Genomic DNA, 16,184 nt, shown 5'->3' with positions numbered 1-16,184 from the left:
CCCCCCGCCCCCGGGCGCGGGCGGCCGGCCGCGCGGCGGGCGCGGCGTGCCGGCCGCCGCCCCCGGAGCGGCGCGGGGAGGACTGCGGCGGGGCGAGGACGAAGTCCTCGGCGAGGCTTCCGGCGGCCGCACCGGCCTCCGCCGCGAGCTCGGCGGGGGCGTCGAGCCCCAGGTCCCGGAAGAGCGCCGGGAGGCCCTCCGCGTAGCCCTGGCCGACGGCCCGTACCCGCCAGGCGCCCTGCCGGCGGTAGAGCTCCAGGGCGACCAGGGCCGTCTCGGCGTCCAGCCCGGTGGCGGTGAAGCCGGCGATCTCCTCCCCCGCGCCGCCGGCCAGCGCGACGAACGGCGCGGCCGTGGCGCCGAACCGGGCGGGCCCCCGGCCGCCGGGCGGCAGGGCGAGCAGCACGCTGACCCGGTGCACCGTCTCCGGCAGGGCGTCCAGCTCGACGCTCAGCCCCTGCCCGGCCTCCGCCGACCCGGTCACCGCCACGCCGGGCGCGTGCGGGGCTCCGGGGTGGACGACATGGCTGGGGCCGGACACCCTGCCGTCCGGGCCGCCGAGCGCCGCCGCCACCAGCACCGGGTCGCTCACCGAGACCCTGATCTCCAACCGGCTCGCGGTCAGCGGGTGGTTCTGCCCCCGCACCAGCTCGGCCGTCATCGCCTGTGCCCTCCCCCTTGTTGTCGTGCTGCCCTGCCCGCTGTGCCCCGGGCCCGGCGGGAACGCCGCCCCGCCGGGCCCGTGTCGATGCTCCTGCCCCCCCGGGCCGCCGCCTACAGGACGGTGGCGATCACCGGGTAGAGGTCCTGGATGGTCCGGCCGTTGGACGGGGTGCCGATGGCGGTCATCTGCCAGCCGGCGCCCACCCGGTGCACCTTCGCCATGATCTGCGCCGTGTAGGGCCCGCCGCCGTCGAGGGTGTAGCGGGCCAGCTCCTGGCCGGTGGTGTCGTCGATCAGCCGGCAGAAGGCGTTGGAGACCTCGGCGAAGGTCTGCCCGCTGAAGGAGTTGACCGTGAAGACGATCTGGTCGATGTGCACGGGCACGCGCTCCAGGTCGACCAGGATCGTCTCGTCGTCACCGCCGGTGCCGGCGCCGCCCACCAGGTTGTCCCCGGTGTGCCGCACCGAACCGTCGCTGCTGACCAGGTGGTTGAACCAGACGTCGTCGATCGGCTGCCCGTCGGCGTACATCACGGCCGAGGCGTCGAGGTCGATCTCCTTGGTGCGCGACCGGAACAGTCCCCGGCGGGGGGCCGACTTCCAGCCGAGCCCCATCCGCACCGCGGTCAAGGATCCCCCGTCGGCCTTCTGCAGGCTGACACCCTGGCCCTTGGACAAGTTGACGCTCACGCGCGGTCCCTTCTCGCTCGTCGCTCTCCCCCGTGCCGCGCGATCACGCGGCATCCGGGACCGACCCTATGCACTGGCACGACCGCCCGCCCGGCCGAGTGCGGTTTGTGGCGGTCTTGCAACATCTCCCCCGGTCATCCTTGAGCAAAGGTCCCGCTCTTGAGCAAAGGTCCCGCCCTTGGGCAAAGGTCCCGCCCTTGGGCAAGGACCCCGTCAGAGCCTTCTCCCCACAGCCCTCAGGCCAGCCCCACCTCCCGCATCTGCCGCAACTCCTTCTTGAGCTCGCCCACCTCGTCGCGCAGCCGCGCGGCCACCTCGAACTGGAGCTCTGCGGCGGCGGCCCGCATGCGGTCCGTCATCTCCTCGATCATCTCGGCGAGTTCGGCCGCGGGACGGTCGGTCGGGACGACCTCCTTGGCCTTCGCCTTCTTCCCGCCCTTGCCCGCGGTGGGCACGGGAGCCTTCCCCTTGCCCTTGTCCGTCTTGCGGTAGCCCGTGCCCAGCAGTTCCTCGGTGTCGATCTCCTCGCGGGCGATCGTGGCGACGATGTCACCGATCTTCTTGCGCAGGGGCTGCGGGTCGATGCCCCGCTCCGTGTTGTACGCGACCTGCTTCTCGCGGCGCCGGTTGGTCTCGTCGATGGCCTTCTCCATCGCGGGCGTGACCTTGTCCGCGTACATATGGACCTGGCCGGAGACGTTGCGCGCCGCGCGGCCGATGGTCTGGATCAGGGACGTGCCCGAGCGGAGGAAGCCCTCCTTGTCCGCGTCGAGGATCGCCACCAGGGACACCTCGGGCAGGTCGAGGCCCTCGCGCAGCAGGTTGATGCCCACCAGGACGTCGTACTCGCCCGCGCGCAGCTCGCGCAGCAGCTCCACGCGGCGCAGCGTGTCCACGTCGCTGTGCAGGTAGCGCACCTGGATGCCGAGCTCCAGGAAGTAGTCCGTGAGGTCCTCGGCCATCTTCTTGGTGAGGGTGGTGACCAGGACCCGCTCGTCCTTCTCGGTGCGCCGGCGGATCTCGTGCACCAGGTCGTCGATCTGGCCCTCGGTCGGCTTGACGACGACCTCCGGGTCCACCAAGCCGGTGGGACGGATGATCTGCTCCACGAACCCGTCGGAACGGGACAGCTCGTACGGACCGGGGGTCGCGGACAGATAGACGGTCTGCCCGATGCGCTCGGTGAACTCCTCCCACTTCAGCGGGCGGTTGTCCAGCGCGGACGGCAGCCGGAAGCCGTGCTCGACGAGGGTCCGCTTGCGGGAGGCGTCACCCTCGTACATCGCGCCGATCTGCGGGACGGTGACGTGCGACTCGTCGATGACGAGGAGGAAGTCGTCGGGGAAGAAGTCGAGCAGGGTGTTGGGCGGGGAGCCGGGCTCGCGGTCGTCCATGTGCAGCGAGTAGTTCTCGATGCCGGAGCAGGAGCCGATCTGGCGCATCATCTCGATGTCGTAGGTGGTGCGCATGCGCAGCCGCTGGGCCTCCAGCAGCTTGCCCTGCTTCTCCAGTTGGGCCAGCCGCTGCTCCAGCTCGGCCTCGATCCCCGTGACGGCCTTCTCCATCCGCTCGGGGCCGGCGACGTAGTGGCTGGCGGGGAAGACGTACAGCTCCCGGTCGTCGGAGATGACCTCGCCGGTGAGCGGGTGCAGTGTGGACAGCGCCTCGATCTCGTCGCCGAACATCTCGATGCGGACGGCCAGTTCCTCGTAGACCGGGAAGATCTCGATGGTGTCGCCGCGGACCCGGAAGGTGCCGCGGGTGAACGAGAGGTCGTTGCGCGTGTACTGGATCTCGACGAAGCGGCGCAGCATCTCGTCCCGGTCGATCTCCTCGCCGACCTTGAGGGGGACCATGCGGTCCACGTACTCCTGCGGCGTGCCGAGGCCGTAGATGCAGGACACGGAGGCCACCACGACGACGTCCCGCCGGGTGAGCAGCGAGTTGGTGGCGGAGTGGCGCAGCCGCTCCACCTCCTCGTTGATCGAGGAGTCCTTCTCGATGTAGGTGTCCGACTGGGGGACGTACGCCTCGGGCTGGTAGTAGTCGTAGTACGAGACGAAGTACTCGACGGCGTTGTTGGGCAGGAGCTCGCGGAACTCGTTGGCGAGCTGGGCCGCAAGGGTCTTGTTGGGCGCCATGACGAGCGTCGGCCGCTGGAGCTTCTCGATCATCCACGCGGTGGTCGCCGACTTGCCGGTGCCGGTCGCACCGAGCAGCACGACGTCCTTCTCCCCCGCGCGGATGCGCTTCTCCAGCTCGGCGATGGCCGCCGGCTGGTCGCCGCTGGGCTGGAAGGGGCTGACGACCTCGAAGGGCGCCACCTTGCGTTCGATCTTGGAAACGGGCCGCATGGGACCACCGTACGACCTACCACTGACAAAGACGGTTCGGGCAGCTCCCACCTGGAGTTTCCCCGGTGAACCGGGGGCGAGGGCCCGGCGAACGGACCGGGTCGGTTTCCCCTCGCCCCCTGCGCGCGGGCCCGGTTTCCGGTACGACTGTGCCGTACGCCCCAGGACCCCCACGCCATGGGCCGGGCCGCCACGCGCCCGGCACCCGGACGCCGCGAGGAGCCCCGATGCGCATCCGCCCCGTCACCACCCTGACCCGTACCCTCGTCGCCCTGGCCGCGGCCGCCCCGCTCGCGCTGGGCCTGGCCACCGCGCCAGCCGGGGCCACCCCCTCCGCCGCACGGCCGCACGTGCCGTACGTCATCGGCCACCGAGGGGTGCCCGTCCAGGCGCCCGAGAACACCCTCGCGTCCATCGACAGAGGCGCCCGCCTGGGCATCGACTGGATGGAGAACGACGTCCAGCGCACCAAGGACGGCGCCCTCGTCGTCATACACGACACCACCCTGACCCGGACCACCGACGTCAGGAAGCGCTACCCGGACCGGGCGCCCTGGCGGGTCGCCGACTTCACCCTCGCCGAGATCAGGAAGCTGGACGCCGGGAGCTGGTACGACCGCCGCTTCGCCGGCGAGCGCGTGCCGACCCTCGACCGCTATCTGCGCCGGGTGGACCACAACCATCAGCGGCTGCTGCTGGAGATCAAAGCGCCCGAGCTCTACCCCGGCATCGAACGGCAGGTGGTGGACACGCTGCGCCGCACCGGCTGGCTCGACCGGCGGCACGTCGGCGGGCGGCTGGTGGTCCAGAGCTTCAGCGCCCCTTCCCTGAAGACCTTCCACGGCCTGCGGCCGGACGTGCGGACGGGCTTCCTGGGCGCCCCGCGCGCCGCCGACCTGCCCGGCTACGCGGCCTTCGCCGACCAGATCAACCCCGACCACACCAAGGTCACCACGGGCTGGGTCCGCGCGGTCCACCGCCTCACCGGCCCGCACGGAAAGCGGCTCGAGGTCTCGGCCTGGACCGTGGACGACCCCGGCCGGGCGGTCGCCCTGGCCCGGCTCGGCGTGGACGCGATCATCAGCAACGCGGCGCACGTCGTCGCCGACGCGCTGGAGGCCGACGCACTGGAGGAGGACGCCGAGGACGCGGCCGAGGACACGGCGCCGACCCTGACGGACGTCATCGGCTGACCCTGCGCGGGAGCCCCTCCCGGGTGGACCCTGGGAGGTGGAGGTGGTGCGCCGTGCAGCGTTCCGGCAACGAGCCGATGACCGCCCGCAGCCCGCTCCGCCTGCGGTGCGGGCTGGCCTCGTTCGGCCTGGTCGTCTCCGCCGGCGGGGCCTGGCTGTTCGCCGCCTCGGGACACCCGGGGTGGGCGGCGGCCTTCGCGGTCCTCGCCCTGGTGACCGTCGTCGACCTGACCTTGATCATCCGGCACCTCCGGCAGGGCCCGCACTGGCAGCCGGGCCGGGACGTACCCCCGTACGACCCTGTCGACGACCGCAGGCCGCGACGATGAGATACGCCCCCGTACGCCCCCCGTACGCCTCAGTGCCTCGTACGCCTCAGTCCCGCTCGCCGAACCGGGCCGCCTCCACGAAGTCCGGCCGGGGGTCGAGGGCGGCGGCGAGCCGGAAGTGCCGCAGCGCCTCCCCCGCCCGGCCCGCGCGCACCAGCGTGCGACCCAGGGCGATGGGGGTACCTCCCACGCCGTTCAGGCAGTGGGGGAAGGCGAAGCCGTTGTCCGGCTCGTGCTCCAGCACGTGCAGGAACTCCCCCTCGGCACGCCGCAGTTGCGCGGAGGCGAAGTAGGCGCGGGCCCGCAGCAGGCGGGCCGCGGTGTTCCCGGGGTGGGAGGAGATCACCGAGTCGAGCAGCTTGACCGCGCCGCGCGGGTCGCGGGCGTCCAGCAGCCGTTCGGCCGTCCGGAAGTCGATGACGTGGGGTTCGGGCGTCGGCTCGGGCACGAGTGCGGTCTTTCCCTGCGGCTGCCGGGGAGACGGGGAACGCCCCGGGGTCAAGTCCTGTTCCCGGCCGCCCGCTCGCGCAGACCGGCCCAGACCTCGGCCACGCGGGCCGCCAGCTCCTCGACCGGGCCGTCGTTGGCGATCACCACATCGGCCACGGCCAGCCGCTGCTCGCGCGTCGCCTGCGCCGCCATCCGGGCGCGGGCCTCCTGTTCCGCCATGCCCCGCAGGCGCACCAGCCGGTCGAGCCGGGTCGCTTCGCCGGCGTCCACGACCAGCACCACGTCGTAGAGGGGGGCGAGGCCGTTCTCGGCGAGGAGCGGGACGTCGTGGACGACGATCGCGTCCGGCGCCGCGGCGGCCTGCAGTTCGGCCGAGCGGGCCCGCACCAGCGGGTGCACGATGGCGTTGAGCGCGGCGAGCCGTCCCTCGTCGGCGAAGACGAGCGCCCCCAGCGCGGGCCGGTCCAGGGAGCCGTCCGGCGCCAGGACGCCGGGCCCGAACTCGCCGACGACCGCCGCCAGTCCGGGCGTCCCCGGCTCGACCACCTCCCGCGCGATCCGGTCGGAGTCGATGATCACCGCGCCGTGCGCGGCGAGCAGCCGCGACACCTCGCTCTTGCCGGCTCCGATCCCGCCGGTGAGGCCCACCGTCAACATGGGCCCCACGCTATCGGTCCGCCCCTCAGCGGCCGCCGTCGCCCTCGCGATCGGCGAGGAACCGCTCGAACTGGGCGCCCAGTTCGTCGGCCGAGGGCAGCTCGACCGGCTCCGCGACCAGGTTGCCGCGGGTCTCGGCACCGGCCACCGCGTCGTACTGGTGCTCCAGACCGCGCACCAGCGACACCAGCTCCTCGTCCCCCTCGCCGATCTGCCGCTCGATCTCCTCCTGCGTCCGTAGCGCCCGGTTGCGCAGCGCGTGCGCGGTGTCGGGCAGGACCAGGCCGGTGGCGGAGGTGACCGCCTCCAGGACGGTCAGCGCGGCGTCGGGGTACGAGGAGCGCGCCACGTAGTGCGGCACGTGGCCGGTGACACCGAGCACGTCGTGGCCCGCCTCGGCGAGCCGGAACTCGATGAGCGCCTCGGCGCTGCCGGGCACCTGGGCCTCGTCGAAGTAGCCGCGCTGGCCCGGCACCAGGTCCAGGCGGTTGCCGTGCGCCGTCAGGCCGACCGGCCGGGTGTGCGGAACGCCCATGGGGATGCCGTTGAAGTTGACCGAAAGACGCACTCCCAGCCGCTCCACGATCTGGCGCACGGCGGCGGCGAAGCGCTCCCACTCCACGTCCGGCTCCGGGCCGGACAGCAGGAGGAACGGCGCCCCCGTGGCGTCCTGCACCAGGCGCAGTTCGAGCCGGGGGGCCTCGAAGGCGCTCCAGTGGTCGCGCTCGAACGTCAGGACCGGGCGGCGCGCCCGGTAGTCGATCAGCCGGTCGTGGTCGAAGCGGGCCACGACCTGGTGCGGCAGCCCGTCGAGGAGCCGCTCGACGATCTGGTCCCCCGTCTCACCGGCGTCGATGTACCCGTCGAAGTGGTAGAGCATGACCAGCCCTGCGCTGTCCTGGGCCAGGGCCAGGTCGGCCACGGCGAGCCCCTTGGGCTCCCATTCGTACAAACCCTGCGGATCCATCACGGTGACCGTTCCTCCTCATGTTCCGTCAGGGGGAACGTTCTTGACGGCCCGGAGCATTCCCGCTCCCGCCCCGGGGACGCGGAAAGGCCCGCTCCCCCGAGGGGGAACGGGCCTTTCGTCAGCGGTCGACCGCGGTGGTCAGAGCCTCAGCTCTGGCCGCCGGCGAGCTTCTCGCGGAGGGCGGCCAGCGCCTCGTCCGACGCCAGGGCGCCGGAGGTGTCGGCCGACTCGGAGGAGTACGAGCCACCGGCCGGAGCGGCCTGCGCGGCGCCGGCCTGGTCGCCGGCAGCGGCGGCCTCGGCGTCCGCCTCGCGGGACTTGATGACCTGCGCCTGGTGCTGCTCGAAGCGCTGCTGCGCCTCGGCGTACTGGCGCTCCCACTCCTCGCGCTGCTTCTCGTAGCCCGGCAGCCAGTCGTTGGCCTCGGGGTCGAAGCCCTCGGGGTAGATGTAGTTGCCCTGGTCGTCGTAGGACGCGGCCATGCCGTACAGGGTCGGGTCGAACTCGACCACGGACGGGTCGGCACCGAAGGACTCGTTGGCCTGCTTCAGCGAGAGGCTGATGCGACGGCGCTCGAGGTCGATGTCGATGACCTTGACGAAGATCTCGTCGTTGACCTGGACGACCTGCTCCGGGATCTCCACGTGGCGCTCGGCCAGCTCGGAGATGTGGACCAGGCCCTCGATGCCCTCGTCCACGCGGACGAACGCACCGAACGGCACCAGCTTGGTGACCTTACCCGGGACGACCTGACCGATCTGGTGGGTCCGGGCGAACTGCTGCCACGGGTCTTCCTGGGTCGCCTTGAGCGACAGGGAGACGCGCTCGCGGTCCATGTCGACGTCCAGGACCTCGACCGTGACCTCCTGGCCGACCTCGACGACCTCGGACGGGTGGTCGATGTGCTTCCAGGACAGCTCGGAAACGTGGACCAGACCGTCGACGCCACCCAGGTCCACGAAGGCACCGAAGTTGACGATCGAGGAGACGACGCCGGAGCGGACCTGACCCTTCTGGAGGGTGGTGAGGAACGTCTGGCGGACCTCGGACTGGGTCTGCTCGAGCCAGGCACGGCGGGACAGGACCACGTTGTTGCGGTTCTTGTCCAGCTCGATGATCTTCGCCTCGAGCTCCTTGCCCACGTAGGGCTGGAGGTCGCGGACACGGCGCATCTCGACCAGGGAGGCCGGGAGGAAGCCGCGGAGGCCGATGTCGAGGATGAGACCACCCTTGACGACCTCGATGACGGTACCGGTGACGATGCCGTCCTCTTCCTTGATCTTCTCGATCGTGCCCCAGGCACGCTCGTACTGAGCGCGCTTCTTGGACAGGATCAGGCGGCCTTCCTTGTCCTCCTTCTGGAGAACGAGGGCCTCGACCTGGTCACCGACGGAGACGACCTCGTTGGGGTCGACGTCGTGCTTGATCGAGAGCTCGCGGGAGGGGATGACACCCTCGGTCTTGTAACCGATGTCGAGCAGGACCTCGTCCCGGTCGACCTTCACGATGACGCCGTCGACGATGTCGCCGTCGTTGAAGTACTTGATCGTCTCGTCGATCGCGGCGAGGAAGGCTTCCTCGTTACCGATGTCGTTGACCGCAACCTGCGGGGTGGTGGCGGTGGTCTCGGTGCTGCTCGTCATGTGGGAAAGGGCTCCGGTACGGACATTGAGTCGTAGGTACTGCTACGCCGAGAGCCCGTATATCGCACCGCCGAAGCCGGACAGCCTTGGAGGCGCACTTTCCGGATCGCTCCGGAAGCGCCTCGACAACCGAGGGGACATACAACAAGTGCGAAAGCGGCCTGCTCGGTCCGAGGCGCGCAGGCCCGCAGCGCAACTTGTAGCATACGGGGACGGCCGGACACGGTCAATGCGCGAAGGCGCACAGCAGGGACAAAACTCCCCGAATCCGGCGCAACTCACCTTGCAGGAGGCGGGAAAAGTCTCTCGAAGACCTCTCGGCAGCCTGTCGACGGCCGGACACTCTACCCACCCGCCAAGCCGAACCGGGATCGCGACCACCCAGATGACGCCAGAAATCCAAGAGTACGAACCCGAGGCGGTCCGGCGGACCACCGGCGACGCGGAGAGCAGCCGGGCCAGCCGCGGCTGGTGGGACCGCAACGCCGACGAGTACCAGGACGAACACGGCGCGTTCCTGGGCGACGACCGCTTCGTGTGGGGCCCGGAGGGGCTCGACGAGGCCGAGGCCCGGCTGCTGGGCCCGGCGGGCTCCCTCGCGGGGCGCGACGTGCTGGAGATCGGCGCCGGCGCGGCCCAGTGCTCGCGCTGGCTGGCCGCCCAGGGCGCCCGGCCGGTGGCCCTGGACCTCTCGCACCGGCAGCTCCAGCACGCGCTGCGGATCGGCGGGGACGTCCCGCTGGTCGAGGCGGACGCGGGGGCGCTGCCGTTCGCGGCCGGCTCCTTCGACCTGGCCTGCTCGGCGTACGGCGCGATTCCCTTCGTCGCCGATCCGGTGCGGGTGATGCGCGAGGTGCACCGGGTTCTGCGGCCCGGCGGCCGCTGGGTCTTCTCCGTCACCCACCCCCTCCGCTGGGCCTTCCCCGACGAGCCGGGCCCGGAGGGCCTGTCCGTGGCGGCCTCCTACTTCGACCGCACCCCGTACGTGGAGCAGGACGAGACGGGCCGTGCCGTCTACGTCGAGCACCACCGGACGATCGGCGACCGGGTGCGGGACGTGGTGGCGGGCGGGTTCCGCCTGCTCGACCTGGTCGAGCCGGAGTGGCCGGACTGGAACACGCAGGAGTGGGGCGGCTGGTCCCCCCTGCGCGGGCATCTGATCCCCGGGACGGCGATCTTCGTGTGCGAGCGGGACGGATAGCCCGTCCGGCGTTTGAGGACAACCGCACGGAGCGCGGTTGCGGGGGCCAGGGGCGAAGCCCCGGGAGGGGGCCGCAGGGGGCGGAGCCCCCGCTCCCGCGCGGCGGGGCCGCGCCCGGGTCCGGGGCGGAGCCCCGGGGAAACGGTGAAAGGGCGGGACCGGGGCATCTTCCGCCCTCGGCGACACTGTCCCCGTGACCCGCACCGACGACGCCACCGCCCACCTCCCCGTCCGCACCGCCCTCCCCGCCCTCACCACCGCCCTGGACGAGCACGGCACCGCCGTGCTCTGCGCCCCGCCCGGCACGGGCAAGACCACCCTGGTCCCTCTGGTCCTGGCGGGGCTGACGGGCGGCGACCCGGTCCGCCGCGTCCTCGTCGCCGAACCCCGCCGCATCGCCGCCCGGGCAGCCGCCCGCCGCATGGCCTGGCTGCTCGGCGAGGAGCCGGGCGGCCGCGTCGGCTTCACCGTGCGCGGCGAGCGGAAGGCCGGCCCCCGGACCGTCGTCGAGGTGGTCACCACCGGCGTCCTGCTCCAGCGCCTCCAGCGCGATCCGGAGCTGGCCGGCGTCGACGTCGTCGTGCTCGACGAGTGCCACGAGCGGCACCTGGACGCGGACACCGCCGCCGCCTTCCTCCTCGACGTCCGGGCCGCCCTGCGCCCCGGCCTGCGGCTGGTCGCCGCGTCGGCCACGACCGACGCCGAAGGCTGGGCCCGGCTGCTGGGCGGAGCCCCGGTGGTGACGGCACACAGCACGGCGCACCCGGTGGAGGTCGTGTGGGCGCCTCCGCCGCGCGCGGTGCGGCCGCCGCACGGCCTGCGGGTGGACCCCGTACTGCTGGACCACGTGGCGGCCGTGGTGCGGCGGGCCCTGCACGAGCGCGAGGGCGACGTGCTGTGCTTCCTGCCGGGCGTCGGCGAGATCGGCAGGGTGGCCGGGGCGCTGGGCTCGCCGGAACGGCTGGGGGCCGAGGTGCTCCAGGTGCACGGCCGGGCCCCGGCAGCTGTCCAGGAGGCGGTGCTCGCGGGCGGCGCGCCGGGCACCCGCCGGGTGGTGCTGGCCACGGCCGTGGCGGAGTCGAGCCTGACCGTCCCGGGCGTCCGCGTCGTCGTGGACGCGGGGCTGGCGCGGGAGCCGCGCACGGACCACGCCCGGGGGCTGAGCGCGCTCACGACGGTGCGTGCGTCCCGGGCCGCCGGGCGGCAGCGGGCGGGGCGCGCGGGCCGCGAGGCCCCGGGGACGGTGTACCGGTGCTGGGCGGAGGGGGACGAGGCGCGGCTGCCGGCGTTCCCGGCCGCGGAGATCACGGTCGCGGACCTGACGGCGTTCGCGCTGCAGGCGGCCTGCTGGGGCGACCCCGACGCGGGCGGGCTGGCGCTGCTCGATCCCCCGCCGGCCGGCGCGATGGCCGCCGCGCGCGCCGCGCTGACCGCCACGGGCGCCGTGGACGAGGCGGGCCGCCCCACGGAGCGGGGCCGCCGGATGGCCCGGCTGGGTGTGCACCCCCGCCTCGCGCGGGCCCTGCTGGACGGCGCCCCCCGGCTGGGCGCGCGGCGCGCGGCCGAGGTCGTGGCGCTGCTGAGCGAGGAACCGCCCCGGGAGTACGGCGACGACCTGGCCGGGGCCTGGCGGGCCGCGCGCCGGGGCGCGGACGCGTACGGCGCGCGCTGGCGGGCGGAGGCCCGCCGGCTGGAGGGCGCGCTGCGGGGCGTCGCGGAGGACGGCCCGCACCCCGGTGACGCGCCGCTGACGGACGACGCCGCCGCGGGCCTGGTGGCGGCGCTGGCGTTTCCCGAACGGATCGCGTGTTCCCGCGGCGGGAGCGCGTACCTGATGGTGTCGGGAACGGGCGCGGAGCTGGGCGACGGCTCGCGCCTGCGCGGCATGCCCTGGCTCGCGGTGGCCGTCGCAGACCGGCCGGTCGCTGCCGCGTCGGCCCGGGTGCGGCTGGGTGCGGTGATCGACGAGGAGACCGCCCGGGCGACGGCGGGGGCGCTGCTGACCGAAGGCGAGGAGGTGCGCTGGTCCGCGGAGCGCCGCGACGTGGTGGCCCGCCGGGTGGCCCGGCTGGGCGCCGTCGAGCTGTCCTCGGCCCGGCTGGCGGCCCCGGACCGCACCCGGCTGCGGGCGGCGCTCCTGGAGGGGCTGGCTGCGGAGGGCCCGGAGCTGCTGCGCTGGAGCGCGGAGGCGACGGGGCTGCGGCAGCGGCTGGCGTTCCTCCGGCGCGAACTGGGCGATCCCTGGCCGGACGTCTCGGACGCGGCGCTGCTGGCCCGGGCGGAGGAGTGGCTGGGCCCGGAGCTGGACCGGGCGCGCGGGCGCGCCGGCCTGGAGCGTGCGGACGCGCGCGCCTGCCTGGAGCGCCTGCTGCCCTGGGCGAGCGGCGACGCCGCCCGGCTGGGCGAGCTGGCGCCCGAACGGATCGAGGTGCCCAGCGGCTCGCGGATCCGGGTGGACTACGGCGACGGGCAGCCCGTCCTGGCCGTCAAGCTCCAGGAGCTCTTCGGCCTGCGGCACACGCCGCTGGTCGCGGGCGGGCGGGTGCCCGTCCTTGTGCACCTGCTGTCACCGGCCGGGCGGCCGGCGGCCGTCACGGCGGACCTGGCGTCCTTCTGGCGGGACGGCTACCGGGCCGTACGGGCCGAGCTGCGCGGGCGCTACCCACGCCACCCGTGGCCGGAGGACCCGACGACGGCCGAGGCCACGCGGCGCACCAACACCCGCCGCCGGTAGGGGAACCCGGGGTCAGGGCAGGTACCGCTCGAGTGCCGCCGCCCCCTTCTCCTCGATGTGCCGCCTGGCCGCCTCGACCCGCTCCGGGGTGATGTCGTGGCCCGATGCCAGGACGAGGTCCTCCGGGTCGAAGGGCCGCTCCGCGCCGGTGTACAGCCGGCTCGGCCTGGACGCGGTGGACCGCTCCTTGGATCCGTCCTCGGGACTCTCCTTCTTCACGGCGAGCCTCCTCTGCTCCGCGGTCCCCCTCCCCGGGGGGCCGTCCGAGGGATTCCCTCCATCGTGTGACATCGGGGAGGCGTTCGCACAACGATCTCGTCCGACGATCTCGGACAAGGATCTCGCCCGACGATCGCCTGCGGAAACGGCCGTGCCGCCCCTCCCCCGGGGCGGGGGCGGGGCGGCACGGCCGTCCGGATCACATCCGGATCAGTGCGCGGCGGACTCCCAGTCGGCGCCGACGCCGACGGAGACGTCCAGCGGGGCGCGCAGGCTGACGGCCCCGGCCATCTCGCGGCGCACCAGCTCCTCGACCCGCTCCCGCTCGCCGGGGGCGACCTCCAGCACGACTTCGTCGTGCACCTGGAGCAGCATCCGGGTGGCGAGCTTCTCCTTCTCCAGCGCCTCGGCGACCCGCAGCATCGCGATCTTGACGATGTCGGCGGCGGTGCCCTGGATCGGGGCGTTGAGCGCCATGCGCTCGGCCATCTCCCGGCGCTGGCGGTTGTCGCTGTTGAGGTCCGGCAGGTAGCGGCGGCGGCCGAGCATCGTCTCGGTGTAGCCGGTGGCGCGGGCCTCCTCGACGACGCGGCGCAGGTAGTCGCGGACGCCGCCGAAGCGCTCGAAGTAGGTGTCCATCAGGCCGCCGGCCTCGCCCGGGGAGATGCCCAGCTGCTGGGAGAGGCCGAAGGCCGACAGCCCGTAGGCCAGGCCGTACGACATCGCCTTGATCTTGCGGCGCATCTCGGCGTCCACGTCGGCCTTGGCCACGCCGAAGACCTGGGAGGCGACGGTGGTGTGCAGGTCCTCGCCGGAGGCGAACGCCTCGATCAGGCCCTCGTCCTCGGACAGGTGGGCCATGACGCGCAGCTCGATCTGGCTGTAGTCGGCGGTCATCAGCGACTCGAAGCCCTCGCCGACCACGAAGCACCGGCGGATGCGGCTGCCGTCGGCGGTGCGCACCGGGATGTTCTGCAGGTTCGGGTCGGTGGAGGAGAGCCGGCCGGTGGCGGCCACCATCTGGTTGAAGGTGGTGTGGATCCGGCCGTCCGCCGCGACGTTGTTGATCAGGCCGTCGACCGTGGTGCGGAGCTTGGCGCGGTCGCGGTGGCGCAGCAGGACGACCGGGAGCTCGTTGTCCGTCTGGCCGGCGAGCCAGGCGAGCGCGTCGGCGTCGGTGGTGTAACCGGTCTTGATCTTCTTGGTCCTCGGCAGGCCGAGCTCCTCGAAGAGGATCTCCTGGAGCTGCTTGGGCGAGGAGAGGTTGAACTCCCGGCCGACGGCCCGGTGGGCCTCGGCGACGGCCTGCTCGATCTCGCCCAGGTACTCCTCGGACAGCCGCTCCAGGCGGGCCCGGTCCACGGCGATGCCCTCGCGCTCCATGGCCACCAGCAGGTCGCCGACGGGGAACTCCAGGTCGCGCATGAGCTCCAGGGCGCCCGTCCCGGCGAGCTTGCGCTCGTAGAACTCGCCGAGGTCGAGGACGCCGCGGGCCTCGACCATGAGCTTCTCGGCGGCCTCCTTGTCGCCCTCGCCGTCGAAGTCGAAGGACTGCTGGCCCGCCTCGGCCTTGTCCGGGTCGACGCGGGGCAGGGTGCGGCCGAGCTTGTCCTCGACGAGCACCTCCAGCTCGGTGAGCTGGCGCTTGCCCTTGTTGAAGCGGACCTTGCCGGCGCGCTTCTGGCGGTGGCGGTTGAGCGGATCCGTCTCGAAGGGGCGGGCGCCGGGCTCGTCGAGGTAGGCGGCGACCGCGGTGTCCATCGTGACGCCCGCGACGGCCCAGCCGCGCTCGGCGAAGACACGCACCACGCGCTTGCCCATGTGCAGCACCTTGGGCCGGGCGGCGTCGGCCAGCCAGGCGGCGAACGCCTTGTCGTCCGCCTCGGACAGCTCCTGCGGCTCGAACCAGCAGGCCCGCCCGTCCGGCAGGGCGAGCGCCACCTCGTGGACGTCGCCGCTGCCCAGCTTCCAGTCGTAGCCGGCCGCGACGGCGGCGGGCACGTCCGCCGGGATGGCCGCCAGCCAGCCAGCCAGCTCGTCCGCGCCCAGCATGCGTCCGTCGAGCTCGACCTCCAGCTCCTCGGCCGCCTCCTCGACGGCCGCCGCCGGGTCCGTGCCCCACAGCCGCTCGCGCAGGCTGCGGTTGCGGATCTCCAGCCGGTCCAGCAGGGTGCCCAGCGCGGACAGGTCGTACGCCTCGCGCACCAGCCCCTCCGGGCCGGTGGACAGCTCGACGTCGCGCACCATCTCCGTCAGGCGGCGGTTGAGCTTGACCGCCTCCAGGTGGTCGCGCAGATTCTGCCCGGCCTTGCCCTTGACCTCGTCGGCCCGCTCCACCAGCTCGGCGAACGAACCGAACTGGTTGATCCACTTCGTGGCGGTCTTCTCGCCGACGCCCGGGATGCCCGGCAGGTTGTCGGACGGGTCGCCGCGCAGGGCCGCGAAGTCCGGGTACTGGGCCGGGGACAGGCCGTACTTCTCCATGACCTTCCCGGGCGTGAAGCGCGTCAGCTCCGAGACGCCCTTGGTCGGGTACAGCACCGTGACGGCGTCGCTGACCAGCTGGAAGGAGTCGCGGTCACCGGTGACGATCGCCACCTCGAAACCGCTGGCCTCCGCCTGGGTCGCCAGCGTGGCGATCACGTCGTCGGCCTCGAAGCCGTCGACCGCGAAGCGCGGCACCCGCATGTGGTCGAGCATCTCGCCGATCAGCTCGACCTGGCCCTTGAACTCGTCGGGCGTCTTGGAGCGGTTCGCCTTGTACTCGGTGAACTCCTCGGAGCGCCACGTCTTGCGCGAGACGTCGAAGGCCACCGCGAAGTGCGTGGGCCGCTCGTCACGCAGGGTGTTCGCGAGCATCGACGCGAAGCCGTAAACCGCGTTGGTCGGCTGCCCGTCCGACGTCGTGAAGTTCTCCGCGGGCAGCGCGAAGAACGCCCGGTACGCCATGGAGTGCCCGTCCATCAGGAGCAGGCGGGGCCGGCCTCCCTCCACTGCTTCGGTGCCGGTCGGCTCACTGGTGTCGGACGGTGTTTTCGATGCCTTTGCTGCCACGCCCCCGATCCTGCCACGACCCACTGA

The 16,184-nt window shown here is 73.0% G+C and carries 13 protein-coding genes; 4 read left to right on the top strand and 9 right to left on the bottom strand.

Annotation, left to right across the window (positions count from 1 at the left end):
* From I5Q34_RS34815 to uvrB, 3 genes are all read right to left on the bottom strand, one after another.
* A partial coding sequence (locus I5Q34_RS34815) for a TerD family protein (protein ID WP_234429144.1) occupies positions 1-661 on the bottom strand: 661 nt, incomplete at its 3' end.
* A 113-nt stretch (positions 662-774) separates the two neighbouring features.
* Positions 775-1,353 carry a TerD family protein gene (locus tag I5Q34_RS19070; RefSeq protein WP_199893536.1) on the bottom strand — a complete coding sequence of 193 codons (579 nt, stop codon included), beginning with the start codon at positions 1,351-1,353 and terminating at the stop codon, positions 775-777.
* Positions 1,354-1,589: 236 nt separating this feature from the next.
* Complete coding sequence (gene uvrB, locus I5Q34_RS19065) at positions 1,590-3,707, bottom strand: excinuclease ABC subunit UvrB (RefSeq protein ID WP_234429142.1); 2,118 nt, start codon at positions 3,705-3,707, stop codon at positions 1,590-1,592.
* 227 nt (positions 3,708-3,934) lie between these two features.
* Here uvrB and I5Q34_RS19060 point away from each other — a divergent pair, with 227 nt between their 5' ends.
* Together I5Q34_RS19060 and I5Q34_RS19055 are read left to right on the top strand one after the other, a co-directional pair.
* Positions 3,935-4,900, top strand: a complete 966-nt coding sequence (locus tag I5Q34_RS19060) for a glycerophosphodiester phosphodiesterase family protein (protein WP_199893535.1) — start codon at positions 3,935-3,937, stop codon at positions 4,898-4,900.
* Positions 4,901-4,953: 53 nt separating this feature from the next.
* Entirely contained in the window at positions 4,954-5,229 is a 276-nt protein-coding gene (locus tag I5Q34_RS19055) for a DUF6343 family protein (protein ID WP_277965347.1), read from the top strand.
* A 46-nt stretch (positions 5,230-5,275) separates the two neighbouring features.
* Here I5Q34_RS19055 and I5Q34_RS19050 read toward each other — a convergent pair whose 3' ends face one another.
* From I5Q34_RS19050 to rpsA, 4 genes are all read right to left on the bottom strand, one after another.
* Positions 5,276-5,677: a M48 family metallopeptidase gene (locus I5Q34_RS19050; RefSeq protein WP_199893534.1), complete on the bottom strand. Its 402-nt coding sequence runs from the start codon at positions 5,675-5,677 to the stop codon at positions 5,276-5,278.
* A gap of 50 nt (positions 5,678-5,727) precedes the next feature.
* Positions 5,728-6,336, bottom strand: a complete 609-nt coding sequence (gene coaE / locus I5Q34_RS19045) for a dephospho-CoA kinase (RefSeq protein ID WP_199893533.1) — start codon at positions 6,334-6,336, stop codon at positions 5,728-5,730.
* A gap of 25 nt (positions 6,337-6,361) precedes the next feature.
* The gene (locus I5Q34_RS19040; protein ID WP_199893532.1) at positions 6,362-7,306 is read right to left on the bottom strand and encodes a PAC2 family protein; all 945 of its coding nucleotides are present in this window, start codon (positions 7,304-7,306) and stop codon (positions 6,362-6,364) included.
* Positions 7,307-7,452: 146 nt separating this feature from the next.
* Positions 7,453-8,949 (bottom strand): 30S ribosomal protein S1, encoded by a 1,497-nt coding sequence (gene rpsA / locus I5Q34_RS19035; protein WP_199893531.1) that lies wholly within the window; start codon positions 8,947-8,949, stop codon positions 7,453-7,455.
* 385 nt (positions 8,950-9,334) lie between these two features.
* On the opposite strand from rpsA, the gene I5Q34_RS19030 reads away from it, so the two are divergent.
* Together I5Q34_RS19030 and hrpB are read left to right on the top strand one after the other, a co-directional pair.
* Entirely contained in the window at positions 9,335-10,150 is an 816-nt protein-coding gene (locus I5Q34_RS19030) for a class I SAM-dependent methyltransferase (RefSeq protein ID WP_199893530.1), read from the top strand.
* Positions 10,151-10,343: 193 nt separating this feature from the next.
* On the top strand, positions 10,344-12,884 hold the full coding sequence (gene hrpB / locus I5Q34_RS19025) for an ATP-dependent helicase HrpB (protein WP_199893529.1): 2,541 nt from the start codon (positions 10,344-10,346) through the stop codon (positions 12,882-12,884).
* 12 nt (positions 12,885-12,896) lie between these two features.
* Here hrpB and I5Q34_RS19020 read toward each other — a convergent pair whose 3' ends face one another.
* On the bottom strand, positions 12,897-13,103 hold the full coding sequence (locus I5Q34_RS19020; RefSeq protein WP_199893528.1) for a hypothetical protein: 207 nt from the start codon (positions 13,101-13,103) through the stop codon (positions 12,897-12,899).
* A 210-nt stretch (positions 13,104-13,313) separates the two neighbouring features.
* Positions 13,314-16,157 carry a DNA polymerase I gene (gene polA, locus I5Q34_RS19015; protein ID WP_199893527.1) on the bottom strand — a complete coding sequence of 948 codons (2,844 nt, stop codon included), beginning with the start codon at positions 16,155-16,157 and terminating at the stop codon, positions 13,314-13,316.
* Positions 16,158-16,184 lie beyond the last annotated feature (27 nt).

This window comes from Streptomyces sp. AV19 (assembly GCF_015999245.1).
Taxonomy (GTDB): domain Bacteria; phylum Actinomycetota; class Actinomycetes; order Streptomycetales; family Streptomycetaceae; genus Streptomyces.
This window is presented reverse-complemented; position numbering and strand designations above follow the sequence as displayed.